Below are 23891 nucleotides of genomic sequence, written 5' to 3'. Positions count from 1 at the left end.
CATGATCGTTCGCGGCCAGCCGTACAGGGCGGCCTGGTGCATGCGATACAGGCTGATGTACATCATCCGCGCCAGCCAGCCTTCCACAAAGAAGTTGCCGCCTTTCAGGTTGCCCATCAGCATGCCCACGGAACTGTAATTGGACAGCGATACCAGCGAGCCATGGTCCTTGTACTGGAACGGTCGGGGTTCGCGTTTCATGATCAGCTGCTGAAGACTGCGGGCGGTGTGCTGGGCCATCTGCTGGGCGGACTGGGCCCGTGGCGGGATGGGCCGCTCTTCCCCTTCCGGGATCAGGAACGCGGCATCGCCGATGATGAAGATATTCTTGTGGCCCTTGGCCTGCAGGGTTGGCTCCACTTCCACTTGATTGATGCGATTGGTGGTCAGGCCTTCAATCTGGCCCAGCCAGTCCGGGCATTTCACCCCGGCCGCCCATACCAGCAGGTCCGCCTTGATGGGGTCGCCTTCCTTGGGCACCAGGGCGTCGGGGGTGGCTTCGGCCACCATGACGCCGGTGCGTACCTTCACGCCCAGATCTTCCAGCCGCTTGGTGGCGGTAGCGGAGACCCGCTCGCTGAGCACCGGCAGAATCCGCGGTGCGGCTTCGATCACGTCTACCTGCAGATGTTTACGGTCCAGCTTCTCGTGGCCGTAGAAGTTGAGCATGGATACCGCATGGTGCAGTTCCGCTGCCAGCTCCACGCCGGTGGCGCCGCCGCCAACGATGGCCACGGAGACCGGCTTGCCTTCGTAGTTGGCGTGCAGGCAGGCATTCAGGAAGCGCTCGCGAAAACGCTCCGCCTGGGCACGGCTGTCCATGAACAGGCAGTTTTCACGCACCCCGGGGGTGCCGAAGTCGTTGCTCTGGCTGCCGGTGGCCAGTACCAGGTAATCGTAGGGGAGTTGCCGTTCCGGCAGGACTTCCGAGCCATGGTTGTCATGGAGCGGCGCCAGCGTCAGGGTTTGGGCCTGCACGTCCACCCGGGTCATGGTGCCCGGCTCGAAGCGATAATGGTTCAGCTGGGCGTGGGCGCGGTAGTCCACCGCATCCAGGTCCGCGTCGATGGCGCCGGTGGCCACTTCGTGAAAACGCGGTTTCCAGACATGGATGCTGGAAGAATCCACCAGCGTTACGTCCGCGTGGCCGTATTTGCCGAGCTTGCGGCCCAGGCGGGTGACCAGAGGCAGACCGCCGGCGCCACCACCGACAACAACAATTCTGGGTTTGCTCATTGGGGCTCCTGTCGGGCTAACCCTCATGGGTTGCCAGTCAATCATATCCACCTTGGCGGTGAACAGGTCCGGGTTAAAGGAACCTCTGAATGACGCTGGGCGCACTCAGTGGCTCATCAATGAGGCAGAGCCCTTGTGGGGCAGGGAGCGATGACGGTTGCCGCCACTCCGGGGGTGCAGTCTAGCGTGTGTGGTAAACAAGTCCAGACCAGGTGTTTCCTTTTTGCCTTCCCGGGCAGGCGGGTCTGCCCGCCGGGCGGCAATGAAAAAGCCCGCCGGTGGCGGGCTTTTTCAGTGATCCTTGCGGATCAGGCCTTGGGGCCGGCAGCGCGGATCTCGTCGGACACGTCCGCATACTTCTCGGCGAAGTTCTTTTCGAACTGTTCTGCCAGATCGCGGGCGCGGGCCTCGTAGTTTTCCGGGTTGGCCCAGGTGTTCTTGGGCTGCAGCAGGTTGCTGTCGACGCCGGGTACGGCTTTCGGCACGTCCAGGTTGATGATGTCCAGGTGCTCGGTTTCCGCGTTGTCCAGGTCGCCGGAGAGGATCGCGTTGACCACACCACGGGTGGTGGGGATGCTGAAACGCTCGCCTTCGCCGAAGGGGCCACCGGTCCAGCCGGTGTTAACCAGGTAAACGGTGGAACCAAACTCTTCCATCCGCTTGATCAGCAGCTCGGCGTACTCACCGGCACGACGGGGGAAGAACGGGGCGCCGAAGCAGGTGGAGAAGGTACTCTTGATGCCGCCACCGGAACCCATTTCAGTGGAGCCGACCAGCGCGGTGTAGCCGCTCAGGAAGTGGTAGGCCGCCGCTTCCTTGGACAGCTTGGACACAGGCGGCAGGACGCCGGTCAGGTCGCAGGTCAGGAAGATGATGTGCTTGGGTTCGCCGGCACGGTTGGCGTCGACTTTCTTGTCGATGTTTTCCAGCGGGTAGGCGGCACGGGTGTTCTGGGTCAGGGACACGTCGGTGTAGTCGGCGGTGCGGGTCTCGTCATTGATGATGACGTTTTCCAGTACCGCGCCGAACTTGATGGCGTCCCAGATCACCGGCTCGTTCTTCTGGCTCAGGTCGATGCACTTGGCGTAGCAGCCGCCTTCGATGTTGAACACCACGTCCTTGCCCCAGCCGTGCTCGTCGTCACCGATCAGGTAACGGGCCGGGTCGGCGGACAGGGTGGTCTTGCCGGTGCCGGACAGACCGAAGAACAGGGCCACGTCGCCGTCTTCGCCCACGTTGGCAGAGCAGTGCATCGGCAGCACGTCTTTTTCCGGCAGCAGGAAGTTCTGCACGGAGAACATGGCTTTCTTCATTTCGCCGGCGTAACGCATGCCGGCAATCAGAATCTTGCGCTGGGCGAAGTTGAGAATCACACAGCCGTCGGAGTTGGTGCCGTCACGCTCCGGCTCGCACTGGAAGTGCGGGGCGTGCAGGATCTGCCATTCTTCCTTGCTGCGCGGGTTGTACTTCTCCGGGCGGATGAACATGGTGTTGGCGAACAGGTTGTGCCACGCGGTCTGCGCGGTCACTTTTACGGCCAGGTAATGATCAGTGTCGGCGCCCACGTGCAGGTGGGAGACAAAGGCATCAGCGTCGGCCACGGCGACACTGACACGATCCCAGAGGGCGTCGAACTTGTCAGTGGGGAACGGACGGTTGATGGCGCCCCAGTGGATGTGCTCGCTGGTGCTGGGCTCATCAACGATGTAGCGGTCCATGGGGGAACGGCCGGTGCGATGACCGGTTTCCACTACCAGGGCGCCGGTATCGGACAGGCGGCCTTCGTTGCGCTGAACAGCCAGTTCTACCAACTGGGCCGGGCTGAGGTCGTTATAAACAATCGGGTCGGTCATGGTCATTCCTGGGCTTGTGGCCGTGCCGTTTCAGCGTGTATGGGCGCCGAAACTCTGGTTCGCATTGCGGATAACAGTGCCGGTCTCGTGCCCGTTACTGCCACCGGGCAAGACCAAAGGGGACCGGGGGACGAAACCTCCAGTCAGCACAGGCGCGCGATTATGCCAGAAAAGGAAATCAGTGGCGATTCCCCCTTGGACCGGGTGGTCACGGCAACACGGCCAAGTTGACAGTTGATAGTGGACAGTTGACAGCGTCGCGGTCCGGCTCATCAGGTTTTGAAGTGCAAGAGGCCGCGCCCAAACCTTGAGCGCGGCCTCTTGCGGTGAAATGTGTGCCACGGCTAACCCGCGTAGCTGTCAACTGTCCACTATCAACTGACAACTTCTTTAATCATCCCCGCCAGATCCACCGCATCAAACCGCTCCCGGTTGCGGCAGAAATCGCAGGTCAGGGTCACTTCGCCGTCCTCGTCGAGCAGTATCTGCAACTCGTTGCTGCCCAGGGAGATCAGGGCATTGCGGTTGCGGTCCCGGGAGCAGGTGCAGCCGAACTGCAGGGCCTGGGCCTCGGGGAGTTGCGGCGGGGTGTCGTGGAACAGCCGGTGAAGGATGGTCTGGTCGTCCAGGTTGAGCAGCTCTTCCATTTTCAGGGTGCCAGCGAGGGCTTCCAGGTGCTCCCACATCTGTGTGTTGGCGTCGCTGCTGGCCAACTGGTTGGGCAGCCGCTGCAGCAGCAGGCCGGCGGCCCGATTGTTGCCGCTGGCCAGCCAAAGACGGGTGGGGAGCTGCTCGGACTGGCGGAAGTAGGCTTCCAGGCACTGGGCCAGAGAGTCACCGGCCAGGGGGACGATGCCCTGATATTGCTTGCCCTGGTCCGGGGTGATGGTGATCACCATGTTGCCGTCGCCGATCAGGGTCTGGATGTCGCCATGGCTCCAGTCCTGGCCGTCGCTGTGACGGGCCAGGGCGCGCAACTCACCCTCGTTGGTGCACTCGGCCAGCAGCAGGGATACCGGGCCCTTGCCCTGGGCCTGCAGTGCCAGACGTCCCTTGAATTTCAGGGTGCTGGCCAGTAATGCCACGGCGGCCACCGCCTCGCCGATCAACCCTTGTACTGCCAGCGGGTAGTTATGCCCTTCAATAATACGGGTGACGCTGCTTTCTACCTGCACCAGTTCGCCGCGGATATCGGAGTCGGGGAACAGGAAACGTTGTTTGTGATCTTGCATGGTTGTGTCCTGAGGGCTGTCACTGTGGTTCGCTATGTCTTTCTGCTGCCTTTAATGGGGGCGCGATAGCGGTTATTCCAGGTTGTCTCTCTTGAAGCGTTGGATATCCCGGCGTTCCTTCTTGCTGGGCTTGTGGTCCGGTGCTGCTGCGGCGGCCCGTGCCAGCTTGCGTTGCTCGCTGTTCTGTTCCCGGCGGTTACGGCTTTGTTCGGTTTCCTGATAAAGGGTCTGGGCTACGCTGGCGGGGCCGCGCTTGCTGCTCAGGCCTTCTACTATTACCTCGAAATGTTCCGTGCCCTTGGTGATGGCGATGGTCTGCCCGGGCTGTACATTCTTGCTGGGTTTGGCCTTGCTGCCATCGATCTGTACCTTGCCGCCTTCAATGGCGGCCTTGGCCAGGCTGCGGGTCTTGAAGAAGCGGGCCGCCCACAGCCAGGAATCGATACGAACGGTTTCGCTCACGGCAGTACCTGCAGAAAATCGTCGATGGCCGGGAACGGATCGGTATGGTCCCGCTTGGGCAGACTGGAATCCGGATGCAGGATGCTCACCGGCTGGCCGATGCCGTAAAGCTGGGCGCTGTGAAGTACCGGCAGTGAGTCATCCACCAGCAGAGCGCGGGCCGGGTCGAAGGGCAGGTGACGTTGCAGGTGCTGCCAGAACGACTGGGCTTCCTTGGCGTGGCCATAATCGTGGCTGGAGACGATTTCATCGAAATAGCGGTCGATGCCGGTACGCTCCACCTTCAAATCCAGAGCATCACGATGGGCGTTGGTGACCATGATGACCTGTTTGTCGGACTCCTTCAGTGCCTGTAGAAACGTGTCCGCCCCGGGGCGCACGGCGATACGATCGCCGGCTTCGCGTTTCAGGCGGGCGATTTCCAGGCCCAGCTCCGCGGTCCAGAAGTCCAGGCAGTACCAGTTCAGAGTGCCCAGATGGCTGGTGATCCAGTCGTGAATGATGCGGTCGGCCTCGGCCCGGTCCAGGCCCTGTTGGCGGGCGTAGCACTCAGGGACATGTTTCTGCCAGAACCAGTTGTCGAACTCCAGGTCGAGCAGGGTGCCGTCCATATCCAGTAACACGGTGTCGACAGAATGCCAGTCAATCATGAATTTCCTGCGTATTCGGGTTAGTCTTCGGCCTTAAATAGCGTGAGAGCTGATTCCAATTATGGATGAGAAACCGGAGATTCTCGACACCCGACTGGTGGCGAAAAGCCGGCTGTTCGGGATTGAAGAGTTGCACCTGCGTTTTCGCAACGGGGTGGAGCGCACCTATGAGCGCCTGCGCACCCCACCCATTGCGGCGGTAATGATGGTGCCGCTGCTGGATGACGACACCGTGGTGATGATCCGCGAGTATGGTGCCGGCACCGAAAGTTATGAGCTGACACTGCCCAAGGGTGCCTACGAACACGGTGAGGACTGGCGCGATGCGGCCAACCGGGAATTAAAGGAAGAGGCTGGTTACGGTGCCCGTCGACTCACCCTGATGAAGGACATGACCTTGTCGCCGGGTTATATGGGCCACCGCATCAAGGTGGTGCTGGCCGAAGACCTGTATGAAGAATCCCTGCCCGGGGACGAACCGGAAGAACTGGAAGTACTCACCTGGAAACTGTCCGACCTGGATCGCCTGATCGAGCGGGACGACGTGACCGAAGCCCGGGTGATCGCGGCGCTGCTGATGGCCAAGCGGTTGCTGGAGAAAAGATAGAGGCAAGCTACAAGCTTCAAGCTGCAACGCGGGGAAATGAGAAGAGCGGGCTGAAACCAATGGGCTCCGCGCTGATAATTTGGGGGAGCTTGTCTGCAAGTGATTGAGGGCAGGTTCCAGAAGCCTGGTTATAAGGCGCGATTTGAGGCCCTGTTGTTCTGTATGACGGTGCTCGCGAATCTTCTTGACTCGCAGCGCGGAGTAACGGGGCAGCAAGTACCGCTGGCGTGTCTCCGTGTTGCAGCTTGTAGCTTGAGGCTTGTTGCTCCCAATGTTGAACGATAGGAAAAACGAAATGACCGACTTTAATACCCTGCTGGAACCGCTCGCAGAGATTGCCCGTGAAGCGGGTGATGCCATTCTGACGGTGTACGAGCGTGATGACCTGGGTGTGGAAACCAAGGACGACAAGTCGCCGATCACCGAAGCGGATATGGCCGCGCACAAGATCATCGAGGCGCGGCTGCAGGCGCTGACGCCGGATATCCCGGTGTTTTCCGAAGAATCTGGCGGTATTGCCTACGCGGATCGCAAGAACTGGCCCCGTTTCTGGTTGGTGGACCCGCTGGATGGCACCAAGGAATTCATCAAGCGCAACGGCGAGTTCACCGTGAACATTGCCCTGGTGGAAGGGGATACCCCGGTACTGGGGGTGGTGCATGTGCCGGTAACGGCGGTGACCTATCTGGGCGGCCGCGGTGTCGGTGCCTTTAAAGAGGAAAAGGGTGAGCGCAAACCGATCCAGTGTCGTGCCCGTACCACTCCAGTGGTGATGGTGGCCAGTCGCAGCCACGGCGGCGAAGCGGTGGAAAAGCTGGAAGCCTTTATCCGCCAGGAAGTGGGCGAGGTGGAGCGGGCCTCCATGGGCTCGTCCCTGAAGTTGTGTCTGGTTGCCGAGGGCAGCGCAGACATTTATCCCCGTCTGGCGCCCACCTCTGAATGGGACACTGCTGCGGCACACGCGGTGGTGACCGCTGCCGGTGGCGTTGTGGTCAATACCGCCTTTGAGCCGTTGCAGTACAACAAGGAAGACATTCTCAATCCGCACTTCCTGGTGTTGGGGCAGAGCATCGAAGAGTGGCGCTTTATCGCCCCGGCGATTGGGTGAATGTCGGAAGTCAGACGTCTGACGCAAAAAAACCAAGGAGTTTCCATGAGCACAATCCGTGAACTGAGATTTGTCAGCGATGGCCAGTCCTGCCGCGGGGATCTGTACCTGCCCGATGGCGATGGCCCCTTCCTGACCGTGATCATGGGCCATGGTTTTGGCCTCACCAAGGCCTGTGGGCTGGAGCCGTTTCGGGATGCCTTTTTAAAGGCCGGCCATGCGGTGTTTCTGTTCGACTACCGGCACTTCGGTGAGAGTGAAGGAATGCCACGCCAGGTGCTGTTGCCCAACCGGGAAGTGGCGGACTGGCAGGCGGCGCTGGCCTGTGTACGCAAGCAAGAGCAAGTGGACAACCAGCGTATTGTACTGTGGGGAACGTCTTTTGGTGGCGGCCTGGTGACTGCCGTGGCAGCCCGTGAGCCGGATGTGGCCGGCATCATTGCCCAGTGCCCAATGATGGACGGACTGGCATCTGTGCTGGAAGTGGTGCGCTATGCAGGTATCGGTCAAGCACTTAAGATGACCGGGCTGGGGCTCTGGGATGTGATCAGCAGCGTGCTGGGGCTGGGGCCGCGCATGTTGCCATCTGCGGGCAAGCCCGGGGAGCTGGCGGCGATGTCCAGCCATGATGCCTACGACGGTTATACCGCGCTGATGCCGGCGGGAGTTCCCAATGAAGTGGCTGCCCGTATTGGTCTGGTACTGCCCATGTTTCGCCCGGTGGCGCAGGCGGCAAAGGTGAGCTGTCCGGCGTTGGTGCTGATTTGTGAAACCGATACCGTGGCGCCGGCTTCTGCCGCTGAAAAGGCCGCTGCTGCCATGGCGAAAGCGACAGTGAAGCGCTATCCGGTTGGTCATTTCGATATCTATCAGGGCGAGGCCAAGGATATCAGTCTGGCGGATCAGCTGGAATTTCTTCAGGGCTTGTAGGGCGGGCAAGTTGCAAGTTTCAAGTTGCAACGCGAATTAGTGCCGCTGCTGACCGTAACGCATGAGGCCGCGCCCATTGATTGGAGCGCGGCCTCATGTTTTTAAAATCAAGGATAAGTTTATGGCGCGTTGCAACTTGAAACTTGTAACTTGCCACTCTCAAAACGGCATCAATGCCATCAGATCCAGAGTCAACTGATCTGCCGCTACCAGCGCGCCGGTGGCGATCATGCTCAGGTTGATGCAGGGCAGGATCAGGCCGATGGCGAAGAAATTAACGATTGCGGGCTGGCGGATGCGACCGCTCCATAGCAGCAGACTGATAGTGGCGGCGCAGAAAATTGGTATCCACAGCCAGGAGTGAGAGGCGAACGTATCCCCGAAGGCAGTCAGATCGAACATGCCGGTACCCTTATAATTATAGTGTGTACTCCATCCCCATAAGCGCCTTTCCCCTATGGCGCGCAGGCAGTATGCAGAAGTGAGCAGGGCAGCAATGTGTATGAGGTCACAAATCGGTGATAGCACCATGATATTGGACCGGTCGTACCACTTTATGATGAAGATCAGCGAGTAACAGCCGCTCGCCAACCCCGCAGCCACCATGCGGGTAGACAGGCGGTCAGTGAAAGTAGATCCAGTGTTTATGCTGGCTGCGCCATGCTTGCCGTCCCTAGCGGCACTTTTTCCCGTCTCCAGGGCCAATTAACGGCCTGTTTTGGCCTTTTCTCATACCCGCCAGTACGGCTATTCTGTCTGCCAGTTAACGGTGCCATTGAATGATGTCAATGTTTTGCACTGCCAAGACCAGGCGGCCCAAGGGCTGGAGGTAAAAGAGAATGTCTAATAACCACGTTGATGTATTGATTATTGGTGCCGGCCTTTCCGGTATCGGGGCAGCTTGCCATCTGACCCGCAAGAGCCCGAATCGCAGCTATGCCATTCTGGAACGTCGCGAACGCATTGGTGGCACCTGGGATCTGTTCAAGTACCCGGGTATCCGTTCCGATTCCGACATGTTCACCCTGGGCTACAGCTTCCGTCCCTGGACCGATCCCAAGGTGCTGGCGGATGGCCCTTCCATTCGTCAGTACGTGGAAGACACGGCGGACGAATATGACGTCAAGAAGCACATCCGCTTCGGGCGCAAGGTGGTCAAGGCGAACTGGTCCAGTGATGACAATCAATGGGTCGTGGAAACCACCAATGAGAAAACCGGTGAGCAGGAAACCTTTACCGCGAACTTCCTGTTCTCCTGCAGTGGTTATTACAACTACGACGAAGGCTACAAACCGGATTTCCCCGGCGAAAAAGACTTCAAGGGCCAGATCGTTCATCCGCAGCACTGGCCGGAAAATCTGCAGTACAAGGGCAAGAAGGTGGTGGTTATTGGTTCCGGTGCCACCGCCGTAACGCTGGTGCCTGCAATGGCCAAAGAAGGGGCAGAGGTGACCATGCTGCAGCGGTCGCCCACCTATATTGCCACCGTGCCGGAAGTGGACCCGATTTCCGTGGGTATGCGCCGTTTCTTGCCGGATATGCTGGTCTACAAGCTGTCCCGTGCCCGGAATATCGGTCTGCAGCGCCTGGTGTACAAGCTGTCCAAGCAGCGTCCAAAACTGGTGCGTCGCGCCTTGCTGGCGGCGGCCAAACGCCAGCTTGGCGATGATGTGGATATGACCCATTTCCGCCCCAACTATAATCCCTGGGATCAGCGTCTGTGTGCGGTGCCCAATGGCGACTTGTTCAAGACCGTGCGTCGGGGTGAGGCCGATATCGTTACCGATCATATCGAGCGTTTCACCGAGAACGGTATTCTGCTCAAGTCCGGTCAGGAGCTGGAGGCGGACATCATCATCACCGCCACCGGGCTGAATGTTCAGATGCTGGGTGGCGTGGAAGGTACCATCGATGGCAAGGCCGTAGAGCCTCGCGAATCACTGGTCTACAAGGGCATGATGCTGCGTGATGTGCCGAACATGGCGCTGGTATTCGGCTATACCAATTCCTCCTGGACCCTGAAAGCGGATCTGGTGTGCGAGTATGTATGTCGCCTGCTGAACCACATGGAAAAAACCGGTGCCACAACGGTGATCCCGCGAGACAAGGATAATTGCATTACCGAAGAGAACTTCCTGGGTCTGGAGTCCGGCTATGTCATGCGTGCCGATGATCGTCTGCCACGGCAGGGTTCCAAGCAGCCCTGGATGGTAGTGCAAAACTATCTGGTGGACCTGCCCAAGCTGCGCTATGGCGCCATTGATGATGGTGTGCTGGAATTCAGCAATTACCAGCCGGTGAAGAAGAAAGGGTTGGTGGCGTCCCTGCTCGGAGCCTGATTGGGGGTTGCAAGTTTCAAGTTGAAAGTTGCAACGCGAGCCAGGCTGCCGCCAGCCGCCAGGCAAGAGGCCGCGCCCATGACTTGGGCGCGGCCTCTTGCATTTCAGGTTCAGGAAAAGCGTTGGCGCGTTGTAACTTGAAACTTGCAACTCAGAGAGGCCAGTGCAACTGCACATTTCCCCCGCCAAACGCAAACCGGTGCAAGCGCATGGACGGTACGATGCTCAGTACTGCGCCGTTCTGTTTTGATACCGTGATGTGCCAGGGCACGCTCAGTTTGCCCACGAAACCATGATCATCCCGGTCCCGCCATCGTGGGCTGTTTACAGTCTGCTCCACGCGCGGGCGGCTGAGATAGACGGTGGGTGCCAGTCGTTGAGTATCGCTTAGTGACAGTGACATGCCGCCGAACAGCATGGGTTCCTGTCGGCTGACTTCGCCGTTGCCATTCGGTTCGCGCCCGAACCAGCCGTCTTCGTCCAGCCAGAAATAGCGGGCACCGACTTGCGGTTGCCAGCGATGGGGCCAGTAGCGCACGGCCAGGGTCAGCGATGCCATGTCGCGGCGAAAGGCTTGTGGTGCGGGGCGTTCATCCAGCTGGTGCTGGCGGCGGGTGTGCTCGCCGTTAAGGTCTGTCTGCAACTGCCAGTTACCCTTTTGCACGCGGTAACGCAGAGCAACCCGGGTTTGCCGGCTGGATACCCGGTCACCCTGGGTGCGGTCATCCAGGGTGGCATCCGGTGTGTGGTTTACAGACAGGGTGGTGCTGGCCCAGGGAGTGTGTTGCTGATGCCACTGGGCGAAAAGGGTGCGGGGTTCGTCAATCAGTTCGCTCTGGCTGTCGGTCTTGTCGTTGAAGTAGGCATTGGGCAGCACCAGGCTCAGTTGCAGCCAGCTTCCTTCGCTGTGTAACCGCCGGGCGCCGAAATAGATATCGGTGAGGGATTTATCACTGAACACATCTCCCTGCAGGGACAATTGCCAGCGTTGTGCCAGAGTCTGGCGAAAGCCCACCAGCTGGCGGTCGTAGCTGCCGTCAAAGTCCTCGGTGCGCTGGATATCCAGGGTGAAGGCCTGATCCGGATCGTCGAAGGCAAAGCTCTGTTGGTAGCGAAAGTCCATGTAAAGGCGGTCGCTGGTAAGGCTCCCGGCGGTGCCGCGAATGCCTTCTTCAATGGGCGAGGGCTGATCAATCAGGTGGCGATAGCTGAAGGCGTGGAGAAAGTACTCGTTGTTGTAGTCACGAGCGCGTCCATCCACCACCGCATTCGCTCGCCAAGGGTGGGGGCCGTGCCAGTTTTGCGCTTCGCCGTCTGTTATCAGGCCGGCGAGCAGAAAGGAAACAAGCAAGCGCACCAGACTTCTCCTTATCCTCAGGAGATAACCTCATGGTAACGCGGTTGGTGGGGAGAAGCAGTTGAAAGCTGAAAGCCCAAAAGCCTAACTACAGGCTACAGCGCGGTGTGGTGGCTGGCAGTAAACGCAGGAGGCCGCGCTCAGAGCTTGAGCGCGGCCTCCTGCGTTTTCGTTCAATACCAATTTCTGGCGCGTTGTAGCTTTAGGCTTGCAGCTTTTATTTCCAGGGTAGTTGTTCCATCCGCTGACGAGCGCTGCTGTATTCCTGTTTGAGCCGGTCGATCAGATCGCTGGCCGGGCCGACTTTTTTGATGGCGCCGATGCCTTGACCGCTGCCCCAGATATCTTTCCAGGCCTTGGAGCTACCATCGCCGAAATCCATTTTGGACGGGTCGCTTTCCGGCAGGTCATCCGGATCCAGCCCGGCGTCTTCAATGGAGCTGCGCAGGTAGTTGCCGTGGACGCCGGTGAAAAGGTTGGAATAGATGATGTCGCTGGCGCTGCTATCGACGATGGATTGCTTGTAGCGCTGGTCTGCGTTGGCTTCATCGGTGGCAATAAAGGCAGAGCCGATGTAGGCCAGGTCCGCCCCCATGGCCTGGGCGGCGAGAATGGAATCACCTTTGGCGATGGAGCCGGATAGCAGCACCGGGCCGTCGAACCATTCGCGGATTTCCTGCACCAGTGCAAAGGGGGATTGAGTGCCCGCGTGGCCGCCGGCGCCGGCGGCCACGGCGATCAAGCCATCCGCCCCTTTCTCGATGGCTTTTTTGGCGAAGAAATTATTGATGATGTCGTGGAAGACCAGGCCGCCATAGCTGTGAATTGCCTCGTTCACATCTACCCGGGCGCCCAGGGAGGTGATCACGATGGGCACTTTGTACTTCACGCACATTTCCAGATCGTGTTCCAGCCGATTGTTGGACTTGTGCACGATCTGGTTGACCGCGAAGGGAGCTGCCGGTTGGTCCGGGTTGGCCTGGTTCCAGGCGTCCAGCTCTTCGGTGATCCGCTTCAGCCATACTTCCAGCTCTTCCGCCGGCCGAGCGTTCAGTGCCGGAAACGAGCCGACGATGCCGGCCTTGCACTGGGCGATCACCAGATCCGGGTTGGAGACAATAAACATGGGAGACGCGACGGCGGGCAGGCGCAGCCGGTCTTGCAGGGACGCAGGTAACGACATGGTGACTCCTTGCGAGAAACAGGGTGTGGGCACCATGGCTGGCGCCCGCAAGGAAGAAATTACACCTGAAAAAGCCGGCAATTGCGATGGTTGGATGCGACGTTGATGCTGATTCAGACGCTGCCTAGCGAATCGTGGGGGCTTTCAGAAAAGCCAGTAGGCGAGATGGAAATCCTGCCGAGCGCAGCAAGGGCCGCACGTGCATCAGGTCCTGGTGAATGTCCTGGACATTACCTGTCAGGCTATCCACCTGTCGGGTGATGCCGTCTACCCGGTGAGATAGCCCCCTGACCTGATCGGGCAAGGCGTCCATGCGTTCAATAATTCGCATGATTCGGTGAGCCATGATCAGGTATTCCAGCGCGGCACGCACTACCGCCACTATCACCAGCAGTAGCAGCGGGGCTATCGCAGAGGCGATTAATCCGACAGTTGTGGATATCCAGAAACAGGCGGCAGCGATGCCAAACACGGCCACCGCCGCCCCTCCTACCAGTAGAATGTAGAAGAGTGGCAGCAAGCGCATGGTCAGGTAGTGCTCAAAACGCCAATCCGCCAGGTTGGGAACGAGAGACGGTGGTCGTTGTAAGCGCTGGTCAGGTTCCATGGTGAATTCCCCTATTGTTGTGATGGAATTCAGTCTAGAACCGCAGATTCTTGGCACAATCACCGCAGCGCCGCCCCCTCGGGCGGTGTGGTGATTACGGTGTTTACTTGTCGCCGCCGTTTTCCTTGCTGTCCCCCTTGCGCAGTGATTCGATAAAACGTCCGGGCAGGCCTGCAGAACGCAGCAGTGGACGCAGTTGCATCAGCATTTCATGAAGATCAATGACATGATCGTTGAGCGCATCCACTTTGTTATCCAGGCTTTCCACGCGCTCGGGCAAGGTGCGCATGCTTTCCACGATGCTCATTGTGCGATGTGCCATCACCAGGTACTCCAGCGCGGCCCGGACGATGGCAACCATCACCAGCAGGATCAGCGGCGACAGGGTGGCGGTGGCCAGCCCCAGCCATAACGAACTGGAAAAACTGGCGGCCACAAAAAAGCCCACCAGCAATACCGCGCCGATAATCATCAGCAGGTAGAGCAACGGCAGCAGCTGCATGGACAGGTAGCGATTGAACTGCCAGTCCACCAGCTGCAGGACTTTTGATTGATTCAGTTTTTCCTTGTTGAGCATGGGCACCCCGATGGCCATTGATTTACTTCATTGTTGCCGGGAGCCCAGGCTTTTCCTACCCATAGATTGTAATGCTCTGTTATATGCTCGCTGAGTCCTTGCGGCAGGCGATGGGGGGTAACGCTAGGCAAATAGTGCCCTATGAAGCTGACAAAATCCGAACGCAGCGTTCGTTTTTGGTGATTGACACTAACCGGGCTGCCCATGGTGCAGAAAAGTGACTATGACATTGAAGCAGGGGGTCAGACCTTTCAAGCAAAGCGAAAATTAATATTTCCTTTTATTTCAAATGCTTAATGTTTTTCTGGCGTTTGTTTTTGGCATGCCGAGGCGGCGTTCTATCGGCATCCTGAGCTGTGGAGGCCGGGCTGAATAAGCCATGTTGAACCGAATTGAATCCGAACAAGCATTCGCTTTATTGTGTCACCCGTCAATGTAACAGTAGTGCGCGCCCAACTGACTTCCATGGCGCGAAACATTATCGGCTTTGCCCCATTGGACAGGTGACCTAATGACGACTGCAACGATTCACTCATACGTGCCGAAAACCGCCAAGGAACGGCCTGAGATGCCGATTCGCCACATGGATTTTCAGTTCGATGCCAAGGAGCTGGACGACACCTTCTTCCGCAACACTGAGCTGGCGTCTGCCTATTTTGAAGCCCTCTCCATCTTTCTGACCTTTGGCGAAGATCTGGTCATCGATACGGCTCGCTACCACCGTCAGTTTGTGAAAGATCCGGAGCTCAAGCGTCTGGTAACCGCCCTGATTGGTCAGGAAGCCATCCATTCCAAGATGCACAATGAGTTCAACGATGTGCTGGCCCAGCACCGTTACCCCGTTGGCCTGTATCGCTTCCTTGCCGACAAGGTGTTCGAGCACGGCTTCAAGAAACTGTCCAACCGCATGCAGTTGTCATTGATGGCGGGCATTGAACATTTCACTGCGGTGCTGGCGGAATACATGATGAAGCACGAAGACATCTTCTATGAATCCCTGGACGAGAAGCAGCGCGCCCTGTGGATGTGGCACATGCTGGAAGAGTCTGAGCATAAGGATGTGGCCTACGACGTGTTCCAGGAATTGTCCGGTGACTATGCCCTGCGTATGCGTGGTTTTGCCCTGGCGGCATTCACCATCGCTTTCCTGATTCCGGTGGCGGCGTCGTTGATTCCGGTGATGCGCAAACCACGTAACTTGCTGAGCCCCAGTTACTGGAGAGATGTGAAGCGTAGCCTGGCGGTGCTGGCCGGTCCTGAAGAGGGTGTCTTCGGCAGCACCATCAAGCATATTCTGGATTACACCCGCCGGGATTTTCATCCCAGCGATCACGATACCAGTGCTTACCTGGAGTATTACAAGGAAAAGCTGCTGAATCCGAAAACCGGCCTGTTGGCGCCGTATCTGACCAAGGAATTCGTGCCGGCCAAGCGTGCCTGAGCGAACACTGAATACTCAACCTGTATAGGTAGAAGGTAATGCTGAATATTCTCAAGTTTCGCTCCAGCAAGCCGAGCTGTAACGGCTACGCGGTGGTCACCGGTGCCGGCAGTGGCATTGGTCGCAGTTTTGCCCTTGAGCTGGCCAAACGAAACACTGCAGTGGTCTGCGCTGACCTGAAACTGGAAAGTGCAGAGGAAACCGTGGCGCTGATCGAAAAGGCCGGCGGCAAGGCCTATGCGGTGGCCTGCGATGTTGGCAAGGCAGGTCAGGTCAAGCAACTGGCGGCCAAGTCCGAGAAGTTGCTGGGTAATCCGGTCACTCTTTTGGTCAATAATGCTGGTGTTGGCATTGGCGGAAAGTTCGAAGAGCTGAGCCTGGAAGACTGGAAATGGGCCATGGACGTGAACCTGTGGGGTGTGGTGCACGGTTGTCACTACTTTGTGCCCGGGTTCAAGAAGCAGGGGCGTGGCGCCATCATCAATGTGGCGTCTGCCGCGTCATATACGGCTGCGCCGGAGATGAGTGCCTATAACGTGACCAAGGCCGGGGTGCGGGCGTTGTCCGAAACCCTGTACGCGGAGCTCAAGCGCGACAATATCAACGTCAACGTGCTGTGTCCGACCCTGGTGCCCACCAACATCATCAAGGATGGCCGCATTCCCGCGCGTTACTCCAAACTGGCTGATCATGCGTTGATGAACTACGCCATGACCACCAGTGATTCCGTGGCCAAGCTGACCCTGAACCGTCTCGACAAGGGTGAGCTGTACACCACGCCCCAGGTGGACGCCAAGCTGTTCTGGATGATGAAGCGCGCCACTCCCAATTTGTATGCGAACCTGCTCGGTTTTTCCTACCGGTTCGTTAAGTGAGCCCTCAGCGGTTCTCCTGAATGAAAACAGAGGTTTTTCCCATGGCAGCAGCAAAAAAACGCAACGCCTCTGCGGCTAAAATTTACGACACCTTTATCGTCGGCGCCGGCATTTCCGGTCTGTGTGCTGCGATCAAGATGAAAAAAGAAGGCTATCACGATTTCAAGATCATCGAGAAAGCCACCCGCGTCGGCGGCACATGGCGGGAAAATACCTACCCAGGCTGTGGCTGTGATGTGCCTTCTTCCCTGTACTCTTTTTCCTTTGCGTTGAGTAGCAAGTGGAGCCATCTGTTTGCTCGCCAACCGGAAATTCTCAGTTACCTGGAAGAGGTTAGCGAAGACTTCGGCATTAATGAGCTGATCGAATTCGGCACCGAACTGGAACATGCCGAATGGGACGAAAGCCGCCACCTGTGGGTGCTGGATACCAACAAAGGTCAAACCCTGGCGCGTACGGTGGTCTTTGCCACCGGGCCTATCACCGAAGCACAGATTCCGTCGTTGCCGGGGCTGGATAGCTTCAAGGGCGAGATGTTCCACTCTGCACAGTGGAACCATGACTATGATCTGACTGGCAAGCGTGTGGCGGTGATCGGTACCGGCGCTTCGGCCATCCAGTTTGTGCCGCAGATCCAGCCCAAGGTCAAAGAACTGCACGTGTTCCAGCGTACCGCGCCCTGGGTGTTGCCCAAGCCGGACATGGATCTGGGGGACACCAGCAAGCAGCTGATCGACAAGCTGCCTATCATCCAGAAAAGCTGGCGCAAGGCAGTTGCCACCTCCCTGAATGTGATCAACTTCGGGCTGCGTAACCCGGCAGCCCTGAAGCCGGTGAGCACGGCAGCCAAGCAGTTGTTGCGCGTGCAGGTGAAAGACAAGGCGCTGCGCAAAGCGGTGACCCCGGACTTTACGCTGGGCTGCAAGCGTATCCTGTTTGCCAACAACTATTACCCGGCCCTGCAGGCAGACAACGCCAACCTGATTCCCCATGGCCTGGTGGAAGTGGAAGGCAATACCGTGATTGCCGCCAATGGTGAGCGTCACGAAGTGGACGTGATCATCTGGGGGACTGGCTTCGAGGTATCTCACCCGCCCATTGGTCGCAAGGTGATTGATGCCAACGGTGATCGCCTCTCCGACCTGTGGAAGGACAGCTCTCCGGAAGCCTATCTGGGCGCTACCATGAAGGACGTGCCGAATGCCTTCCTGGTACTGGGCCCTAATGTGCTGGTGTACGATTCCTTTATTGGCCTGGCCGAAGCCCAGCTGGACTACATTATCGACGGTTTGAAGAAGGTGAAGCAGAAGGGTATTACCCGCTTTGCCATCAAGCCTCAGGTGCTGAAGGCCCATAATGACAAGGTTCAGAAACACCTGAAAACCACGGTGTTCAACAGCGGTGGCTGCAAGAGCTACTACCTGGACCAGAACGGCCGCAATTTTGCTGCCTGGCCCTGGTCGCTGAAGGAGCTGAAGAAACGCCTGAGCCGTTTCAAGGTCAGTGACTACGAAGTGGCCTATCAAAGCGCGGAGAAAAAGAAAGCCGCCTGACGGTTGCGAGCTACGCTCGTTGGATAGGGAAAGGGTGGAAATTTCCCAAGACTTTGGAATTTCCACGAAGCCGCTGTAGGAACGTAGCGCAGCGGAGTAACGCGCGTAGTTCCGTGCGGCCCGAAGGGTGAGCGAAGCGAATAATACCTCTCGAGGGGCGAACCGCGCTTGCGCGGAAATCGTCCCCAGGGCGATCAGGAATTTCCGAGCTCTACAGGTCTTTCCTGAAAGGATTGCTACCTGACCAGCGTTCCACCTTTTTCCCGCTTCGCCCCTCGAGAGGGGCTCCTACGACAGGGCTGTCAGTCGGCCAATTCCACCTTCTTCTCCACATAGCTGGCCAGGATATCCCCGAACACGGTTGTCAGCTCCTCGAAGCTTTGTATCGGGTTGTCCTCTGACAGATGCCTGACCACGGTGAAAATGCCGCCATTGATATAGAAATAGGCCACGGTGGGAATGTTGGGCAGTTTCAGCAGCTGCGGGTGGTGCATCAGGTACTGGGTGAACAGCTCCATGAGTGCACTGTTGATGGGAGATTGGTAGATCACCATGTCCATGCTGAAAGCGTGGCGGGCACAGCGAAGATAGAGCTGGTTGTTCTCTTCCAGGAAGTCCCGAAAGCTGAACAACAATTTCTCGATGGCCTCACGGATGTCCAGACGCACCAGTTCCGGGATCAACGGTTTGATCAGATCCACGGTGTCACTGACAAAGCGTTTGCTCGCCGCATCAATGATGGCGTCCTTGTCCTCAAAATATTCATACAGCGAACCCACGCCAATGCCGGCTTTTTCCGCGATCTGCCTGGCCGTGATAGCACTGGGGCCGTGGCTGGCAATGGATATCAGGGCGGCCTGGACAATGGCGTCCACGGTGGCTTTGGAGCGTTGTTGCTTGGGTTTGCGTGCCATCAGGTTATCCGAGTTGAATCCGAACGAGCATTCGCTTTATTGTTACATCAACCAATGTGACAGTAAATAATTTTGTCACCGTAACGGAGCGCCAGGCCCTTGGGCCTTTCGCCACAACTCGCACAATAATCCGTAAGGAGTGCATCATGGCTTCCATTGATCTGGACAAAATGCTGACCAAAATCAAAAGCACCCAGTGGGCCCTGTCGGACATCGATTGGGACGCTCCTGGTGCGGATCTGATCACGGACGAGCAGTGGCCCAAGCTGAAAGAGTTCATGGCCGACTTGATGTGGATCGAGCACGTGGGGGCTCGCGCCTTCGCGGCTCTGGCGAAGAAGGCCCCGGACGATACCCTGCGACAGATTTATACCTACTTTCACGCGGAAGAGCAGCGCCACGCCAATGCGGAAATGGCGTTGATGAAGCGCTGGGGCATGCTGGACGGTGACGAGATTCCCGAGCCCAATATCAACCTGCGTATTGTTATCGAGTGGTTGGACCGCTTTGCCGATGAAATGCCGCTGTATGTGCTGGGTACCGTGGTTCCCATGCTGGAAATTGCCCTGGACGGTGCCCTCTGTACCTTCCTGCTGGATACCGTCAAAGATCCGGTTTGCCACCAGGCATTCGAACGAATCAACGACGATGAATCCCGCCACCTGGGCGTGGGCTTTACCGTGATGGAAATGCAGGGCCGCGGAAAAACCTTCATTGGCGCCACCAAAATGCTGGCACCGTTGATGGATCCTCGTCTGATCCTGGGTATCGCGTCCTATGCGCCTCTGCTGAACAAGATGCGCGACAACGTAATCGCCATGGGCTTGCCGGAAGAAAAACTCTACAAGGCCATGAAGAAGTTTGAGCGCATCGGTGGCCGTACCGAGGACGGCCGTCGCAACCCCTGGTTCCAGATCATCAAATACCATGGCCGTTTCGTGACCAACCGCAGCCAGAGGGCGTATCACGTACCCGTAGATGGGCTGGTGAAGCTGACCAATATGGTGCCGCGTCGGGCACTGCCTGCAGTTCCCTCCTGGGTCAAAGAGCTGACCTGGCAGCCCACGGCTACGCACTGATCCCGCTTTGTCATTTCATTGCCATGGGTCGTTTTGGCCCATTGCGATGTCTCTCGATTTCGTAAGAGCTGGAACGTTATGACTGAATCCACCGCCAAGAAAAAACCGGCGCCGCGCAAGGCCGCCACCCGCAAGCGTGCCACTGCAGCGAAAAAGGCCGCAGCAAAGCGAAAACCCGCCCGCAACACTCAACCCGTAAAACCTGTGTCGGTGCTGATTGTCGGTGCCGGCTTCGCGGGTCTGGGCATGGCGATTCGCCTGAAGCAGGCCGGTATTGATGATTTCGTGATTCTGGAGCGAGCCAGTGCCGTGGGTGGCACCTGGCGTGACAATCAGTATCCGGGGGCGGCCTGTGATATCCCGTCCAACCTGTACTCCTATTCGTTTGCACCGAATCCGGACTGGTCGCGGAGTTTTTCCGGCAGTGAGGAAATTCTCGGCTACATCCATCACCTGGTGGCCGAGTTCGATCTGGAAAAGCACATTCGCTTCGAGAAGAACGTGGCGGATCTGAGCTTCGACGAAAAGAGCGGCGTGTGGACGGCGACCACGGACAAAAAAGAAACCTTTGCCGGCCGCGCCGCCATCATGGCTCAGGGGCCTTTATCCAACTGCAGTTTCCCGGCCATTACCGGCATCGACGATTTCCAGGGTCACAAGATCCACAGTGCGCGCTGGGATCATGATTATGATTTCAGAGGTAAGCGTGTGGCGGTGATCGGTACCGGTGCAAGTGGTATTCAGATCATTCCCGAACTGGTGAAAACCGCCGGCCATGTAAAGGTTTTCCAGCGCACTCCTGGCTGGGTTTTGCCGCGCCCGGATTTCGCCACCCCGGCCTGGAACAAGGCCCTGTTCCGCAAGTTGCCGGCCAGCCAGCAGGCCATGCGCAATCTGCTCTACTGGACCCATGAAAGCATGGCGCTGGCGGTGATCTGGAATTCACCGCTGACCCGCATCGCCGAGCGAGTGGCGCGCCTGCACCTTCGCCGCCAGGTGAAAGACCGCTGGTTGCGTCGCCAGCTGACGCCGGATTTCACCATCGGTTGCAAGCGGGTGCTGGTCTCCAACGATTACTACCCGGCTTTGCAGAAAGACAATGCCAAACTGATTACCTGGCCCATTGCCCGTATCAGCGAAAAGGGTGTGCGGACTGTGGAAGGCATTGAGCATCAGGTGGATTGCATTGTCTTTGCCACCGGTTTCGATGTGAGTCACTCCGGTACGCCGTTTCCGGTGAAGGGCCGTGGCGGCCGGGTGCTCGGGGACGAATGGCAGGGCGGAGCCCAGGCTTACAAGAGCATCAATGTGTCGGGGTATCCGAACTTGTTCATGACGTTTGGTCCCAACTCGGGGCCTGGCCATAATTCGGCGCTGGTGTATATGGAATCCCAGCTCGACTATGCGGTGAAAGGCATCGAAAAGATTCTCAAGGATGATCTGAAAATGCTGGACGTGAAAGAGGGCGTGCAGCGCCGGCACAACAAGGCAATACAAAAGCGCCTGGCCCGGACTAACTGGAATTCCGGCTGCAAAAGCTGGTATCTGACCGAAGATGGTTTCAATGCCACCATGTACCCGGGTTTCGCCACCCAGTACGCGGCTCAGATGGCAGAATTTGAAGAGCGTGATTACGAAACCGTCTGACCCCTTGGTCTGGTTTCTTCCGGTGAACGCGGCCCTGGTCAAACAGTGCCGCGTTTTTTTTGCGGCGGCGATCATGTTCTGGCGTATCTTCCCGATGTTGCCACAAAAGCATCACGCTTTTGACGCAGTGGCTTCATCCCGTGCGGCTATAACCCCAAGGATCATTTAATAACACGAACCGTTGGGGAGTTCACAATGACATCCTTGTATAGCCTGGGGGCCGGCGTACTGCTGGCTGCTGCCTTGACCGCCTGTGGCGGTGACAGCAGCGATGACAATCCTGCTGCTGGTGGCGAGCAAGTGAAAACGCCGGATGGCCTGCGTCTGTCTTTTCTGAGCCGCTACGAATCCGGCAGCTTTGACGCCTCTGCGGCGGAAATTCCCGCGTTTGACAGTGCAAGCCAGCGCCTGTTTGTGGTCAATGCTGAACAGGGCGTACTGGATGTGCTGGATTTCAGTGATCCGCAGCACCCCGAGAAAATCGGTTCACTGAGTGTTGGGGAAGTGGCGCCTGGGGCACAAGTAAACAGCGTGGCTGTAAAGAATGGACTGGTGGCTATCGCCATTGAAGCCGACCCGAAAACCGCCAACGGTTTTGCCGCTCTGTATCGGGCAGAAGATCTGAGCCTGCTGGGTAGCGTCGAAGTCGGTGCCCAGCCGGACATGATTATCTTTACCCCGGATAGCAGCAAGGTGCTCACTGCTAACGAGGGTGAGCCCAGTGACGATTACCAGATTGATCCGCCGGGTTCCATCAGCATTATCGATATCAGCAATCCGCGAGACCCTCAGGTCAGTACGGCGGATTTCAGCGCCTTTGATGTCGATACACTAAGCAGCATGGGTGTGCGCATCTATGGGCCGGGCGCGGATGTGTCCATGGATCTGGAGCCGGAATACATTGCCGTGTCCGCCGATGGGAAAACCGCCTGGGTGACTCTGCAGGAAAATAATGCCCTGGCCAAGGTCAATATCGAGACGGCTACCGTTACCGATATCCTGCCGCTGGGAGAAATCGATCGTAGCGTGGAAGGTTTCGGCATTGATGCCAGTGATGACGATGAAGAGATCAACATCCAGACCTGGGAAGGGGTAGTTGGCCTGTACCTGCCTGACGCCATTCAGGCCTACAGCGCCGGTGGCAGCACCTATCTGGTTACCGCCAATGAAGGCGATGCCCGGGCCTGGGGGGAGGACAACGATGCCTACTGGGGTAGTGAAGGCGAGGGTTGTGTTGGCGATGCCAGCCAGGGTTTTGTGGAAGAATTCCGCGTCAAGCATCTGGTGCATGCCAGTGGCTTTGATCGCCGTTGCGGTGACGATCTGCCCCCGCAGCTGCGTGAGCTGGCTGCCGGTGCACTGCTGGACCCCACAGTGTTCGATTACTGCGGTGCCACCGCCGGTGATCCCGGTGGTTGCCGCGAAGACGATGTGCTGGGGCGTCTCAATATTACCTGGACGATGGGCTACAAGACCGATGCCACCGGCGCGCCGCTGATATACAACGACGCGGGGCAGGTGGATCCGGCCGGTGACCGCATCATGTATGACACCCTGTACAGCTATGGGGGGCGCTCCTTCTCCATTCGGGATGAAAACGGCAATCTGGTATTCGACAGCGGTGATCAAATCGAGCAGTTCCTGGCCAGCGACGAATGCCGGCTGGGGACCAACCGCAGCATTGCTTGCCAGGATTACTTCAACAGTGGCCATGATGAAATCAATGCCATGGATAGTCGCAGTGATGCCAAAGGCCCGGAGCCGGAAGGGTTGACCATTGGTGCGATTGGCGACAAGACCTTCCTGTTCCTGGCCCTGGAGCGCATGGGTGGCATCCTGGTGTATGACATTACTGATCCGCAGCAGCCTCAGCGACTGGATTACCTGAACAGCCGCAACTTCTGGGGTGGCGGTGGTGATGGCGCGGATATCGAAGATCTGATCGATGATGGCCTGCTGGCAGAGAGCGATGTGGGTGCCGTGGTGGGAGACTTGGGGCCGGAAGGGCTGGTGTTCATCGCCGCCGCTGATTCACCCAACGGCATGCCATTGCTGGTGGTGGGTAACGAAGTCAGTGGGACCACCGCTGTCTACCAGGTGGAAACGCTATTTGACGAGGAGTAATTTTCGTTAGCCATATCGAGGCGGCCTGTGGGCCGCCGTTAAAAGCTTCAAGTAACAAGCTGCAAGCTACAACGCGAAGAGATTTCTGTGATAACCGGGAAAGGCACGACTTCGCGC

At 58.0% G+C, this 23891-nt stretch carries 21 protein-coding genes; 10 read left to right on the top strand and 11 right to left on the bottom strand.

Translation table 11 applies throughout. From position 1 onward, the window contains the following. The 5 genes from HUJ17_RS11120 to yrfG form a co-directional block, all read right to left on the bottom strand. Window positions 1-1236: NAD(P)/FAD-dependent oxidoreductase (locus tag HUJ17_RS11120; RefSeq protein ID WP_290510750.1), on the bottom strand; the 1236-nt coding region annotated here is incomplete at its 3' end. A gap of 308 nt (window positions 1237-1544) precedes the next feature. Further along, complete coding sequence (locus HUJ17_RS11115; protein ID WP_290510749.1) at window positions 1545-3089, bottom strand: phosphoenolpyruvate carboxykinase; 1545 nt, start codon at window positions 3087-3089, stop codon at window positions 1545-1547. Window positions 3090-3463: 374 nt separating this feature from the next. Then, window positions 3464-4321, bottom strand: a complete 858-nt coding sequence (hslO, locus tag HUJ17_RS11110; RefSeq protein WP_290510748.1) for an Hsp33 family molecular chaperone HslO — start codon at window positions 4319-4321, stop codon at window positions 3464-3466. 72 nt (window positions 4322-4393) lie between these two features. Continuing rightward, entirely contained in the window at window positions 4394-4783 is a 390-nt protein-coding gene (locus HUJ17_RS11105) for a S4 domain-containing protein (protein ID WP_290510747.1), read from the bottom strand. Next, window positions 4780-5433: a GMP/IMP nucleotidase gene (gene yrfG, locus HUJ17_RS11100; RefSeq protein WP_290510746.1), complete on the bottom strand. Its 654-nt coding sequence runs from the start codon at window positions 5431-5433 to the stop codon at window positions 4780-4782. The genes HUJ17_RS11105 and yrfG overlap by 4 nt, the downstream gene beginning before the upstream one ends. A gap of 61 nt (window positions 5434-5494) precedes the next feature. Between yrfG and nudE the strand changes: the two genes are divergently transcribed. The 3 genes from nudE (at window position 5495) to HUJ17_RS11085 (ending at window position 8078) form a co-directional block, all read left to right on the top strand. Further along, window positions 5495-6040 carry an ADP compounds hydrolase NudE gene (gene nudE, locus HUJ17_RS11095; protein WP_103917300.1) on the top strand — a complete coding sequence of 182 codons (546 nt, stop codon included), beginning with the start codon at window positions 5495-5497 and terminating at the stop codon, window positions 6038-6040. A 295-nt stretch (window positions 6041-6335) separates the two neighbouring features. Then, entirely contained in the window at window positions 6336-7148 is an 813-nt protein-coding gene (gene cysQ / locus HUJ17_RS11090) for a 3'(2'),5'-bisphosphate nucleotidase CysQ (RefSeq protein WP_290510745.1), read from the top strand. A 45-nt stretch (window positions 7149-7193) separates the two neighbouring features. Further along, on the top strand, window positions 7194-8078 hold the full coding sequence (locus HUJ17_RS11085; protein ID WP_290510744.1) for an alpha/beta hydrolase: 885 nt from the start codon (window positions 7194-7196) through the stop codon (window positions 8076-8078). A gap of 159 nt (window positions 8079-8237) precedes the next feature. On the opposite strand, the gene HUJ17_RS11080 is transcribed toward HUJ17_RS11085, so the two are convergent. Beyond that, complete coding sequence (locus HUJ17_RS11080; RefSeq protein WP_290510743.1) at window positions 8238-8480, bottom strand: hypothetical protein; 243 nt, start codon at window positions 8478-8480, stop codon at window positions 8238-8240. A 437-nt stretch (window positions 8481-8917) separates the two neighbouring features. Between HUJ17_RS11080 and HUJ17_RS11075 the strand changes: the two genes are divergently transcribed. Further along, window positions 8918-10417: an NAD(P)/FAD-dependent oxidoreductase gene (locus HUJ17_RS11075; protein WP_103917072.1), complete on the top strand. Its 1500-nt coding sequence runs from the start codon at window positions 8918-8920 to the stop codon at window positions 10415-10417. 151 nt (window positions 10418-10568) lie between these two features. Here HUJ17_RS11075 and HUJ17_RS11070 read toward each other — a convergent pair whose 3' ends face one another. From HUJ17_RS11070 to HUJ17_RS11055, 4 genes are all read right to left on the bottom strand, one after another. After that, the gene (locus tag HUJ17_RS11070; protein ID WP_290510742.1) at window positions 10569-11774 is read right to left on the bottom strand and encodes a hypothetical protein; all 1206 of its coding nucleotides are present in this window, start codon (window positions 11772-11774) and stop codon (window positions 10569-10571) included. A 217-nt stretch (window positions 11775-11991) separates the two neighbouring features. After that, entirely contained in the window at window positions 11992-12957 is a 966-nt protein-coding gene (locus HUJ17_RS11065) for a nitronate monooxygenase family protein (protein ID WP_290510741.1), read from the bottom strand. A 124-nt stretch (window positions 12958-13081) separates the two neighbouring features. Beyond that, window positions 13082-13564, bottom strand: coding sequence for a DUF4282 domain-containing protein (locus tag HUJ17_RS11060; RefSeq protein ID WP_290510740.1), 483 nt, complete (start codon window positions 13562-13564; stop codon window positions 13082-13084). A gap of 103 nt (window positions 13565-13667) precedes the next feature. Then, the gene (locus HUJ17_RS11055) at window positions 13668-14159 is read right to left on the bottom strand and encodes a DUF4282 domain-containing protein (protein ID WP_290510739.1); all 492 of its coding nucleotides are present in this window, start codon (window positions 14157-14159) and stop codon (window positions 13668-13670) included. A 493-nt stretch (window positions 14160-14652) separates the two neighbouring features. On the opposite strand from HUJ17_RS11055, the gene HUJ17_RS11050 reads away from it, so the two are divergent. Genes HUJ17_RS11050 through HUJ17_RS11040 form a run of 3 tightly spaced genes read left to right on the top strand, consistent with a single transcriptional unit; the run spans window position 14653 to window position 18010 of the window. Beyond that, window positions 14653-15582: a metal-dependent hydrolase gene (locus HUJ17_RS11050; protein ID WP_290510738.1), complete on the top strand. Its 930-nt coding sequence runs from the start codon at window positions 14653-14655 to the stop codon at window positions 15580-15582. A gap of 38 nt (window positions 15583-15620) precedes the next feature. Continuing rightward, window positions 15621-16457 carry an SDR family NAD(P)-dependent oxidoreductase gene (locus tag HUJ17_RS11045; protein ID WP_290510737.1) on the top strand — a complete coding sequence of 279 codons (837 nt, stop codon included), beginning with the start codon at window positions 15621-15623 and terminating at the stop codon, window positions 16455-16457. 41 nt (window positions 16458-16498) lie between these two features. Further along, the gene (locus HUJ17_RS11040) at window positions 16499-18010 is read left to right on the top strand and encodes an NAD(P)/FAD-dependent oxidoreductase (protein ID WP_290510736.1); all 1512 of its coding nucleotides are present in this window, start codon (window positions 16499-16501) and stop codon (window positions 18008-18010) included. A gap of 302 nt (window positions 18011-18312) precedes the next feature. Here the strand turns inward: HUJ17_RS11040 and HUJ17_RS11035 are convergent, their stop codons facing one another. Further along, window positions 18313-18924 (bottom strand): TetR/AcrR family transcriptional regulator, encoded by a 612-nt coding sequence (locus tag HUJ17_RS11035; protein WP_290510735.1) that lies wholly within the window; start codon window positions 18922-18924, stop codon window positions 18313-18315. A gap of 146 nt (window positions 18925-19070) precedes the next feature. Between HUJ17_RS11035 and HUJ17_RS11030 the strand changes: the two genes are divergently transcribed. From HUJ17_RS11030 to HUJ17_RS11020, 3 genes are all read left to right on the top strand, one after another. Continuing rightward, the gene (locus HUJ17_RS11030) at window positions 19071-20003 is read left to right on the top strand and encodes a ferritin-like domain-containing protein (RefSeq protein ID WP_290510734.1); all 933 of its coding nucleotides are present in this window, start codon (window positions 19071-19073) and stop codon (window positions 20001-20003) included. A 78-nt stretch (window positions 20004-20081) separates the two neighbouring features. Next, window positions 20082-21650 (top strand): NAD(P)/FAD-dependent oxidoreductase, encoded by a 1569-nt coding sequence (locus tag HUJ17_RS11025; RefSeq protein WP_290510733.1) that lies wholly within the window; start codon window positions 20082-20084, stop codon window positions 21648-21650. Between the two features lie 195 nt (window positions 21651-21845). Further along, window positions 21846-23774 carry a choice-of-anchor I family protein gene (locus tag HUJ17_RS11020; RefSeq protein ID WP_290510732.1) on the top strand — a complete coding sequence of 643 codons (1929 nt, stop codon included), beginning with the start codon at window positions 21846-21848 and terminating at the stop codon, window positions 23772-23774. The last annotated feature ends 117 nt before the right edge of the window (window positions 23775-23891 follow it).

This window comes from Alcanivorax sp. (assembly GCF_014762765.1).
In the GTDB taxonomy this organism is placed as follows: Bacteria; Pseudomonadota; Gammaproteobacteria; order Pseudomonadales; family Alcanivoracaceae; genus Alcanivorax.
This window is presented reverse-complemented; position numbering and strand designations above follow the sequence as displayed.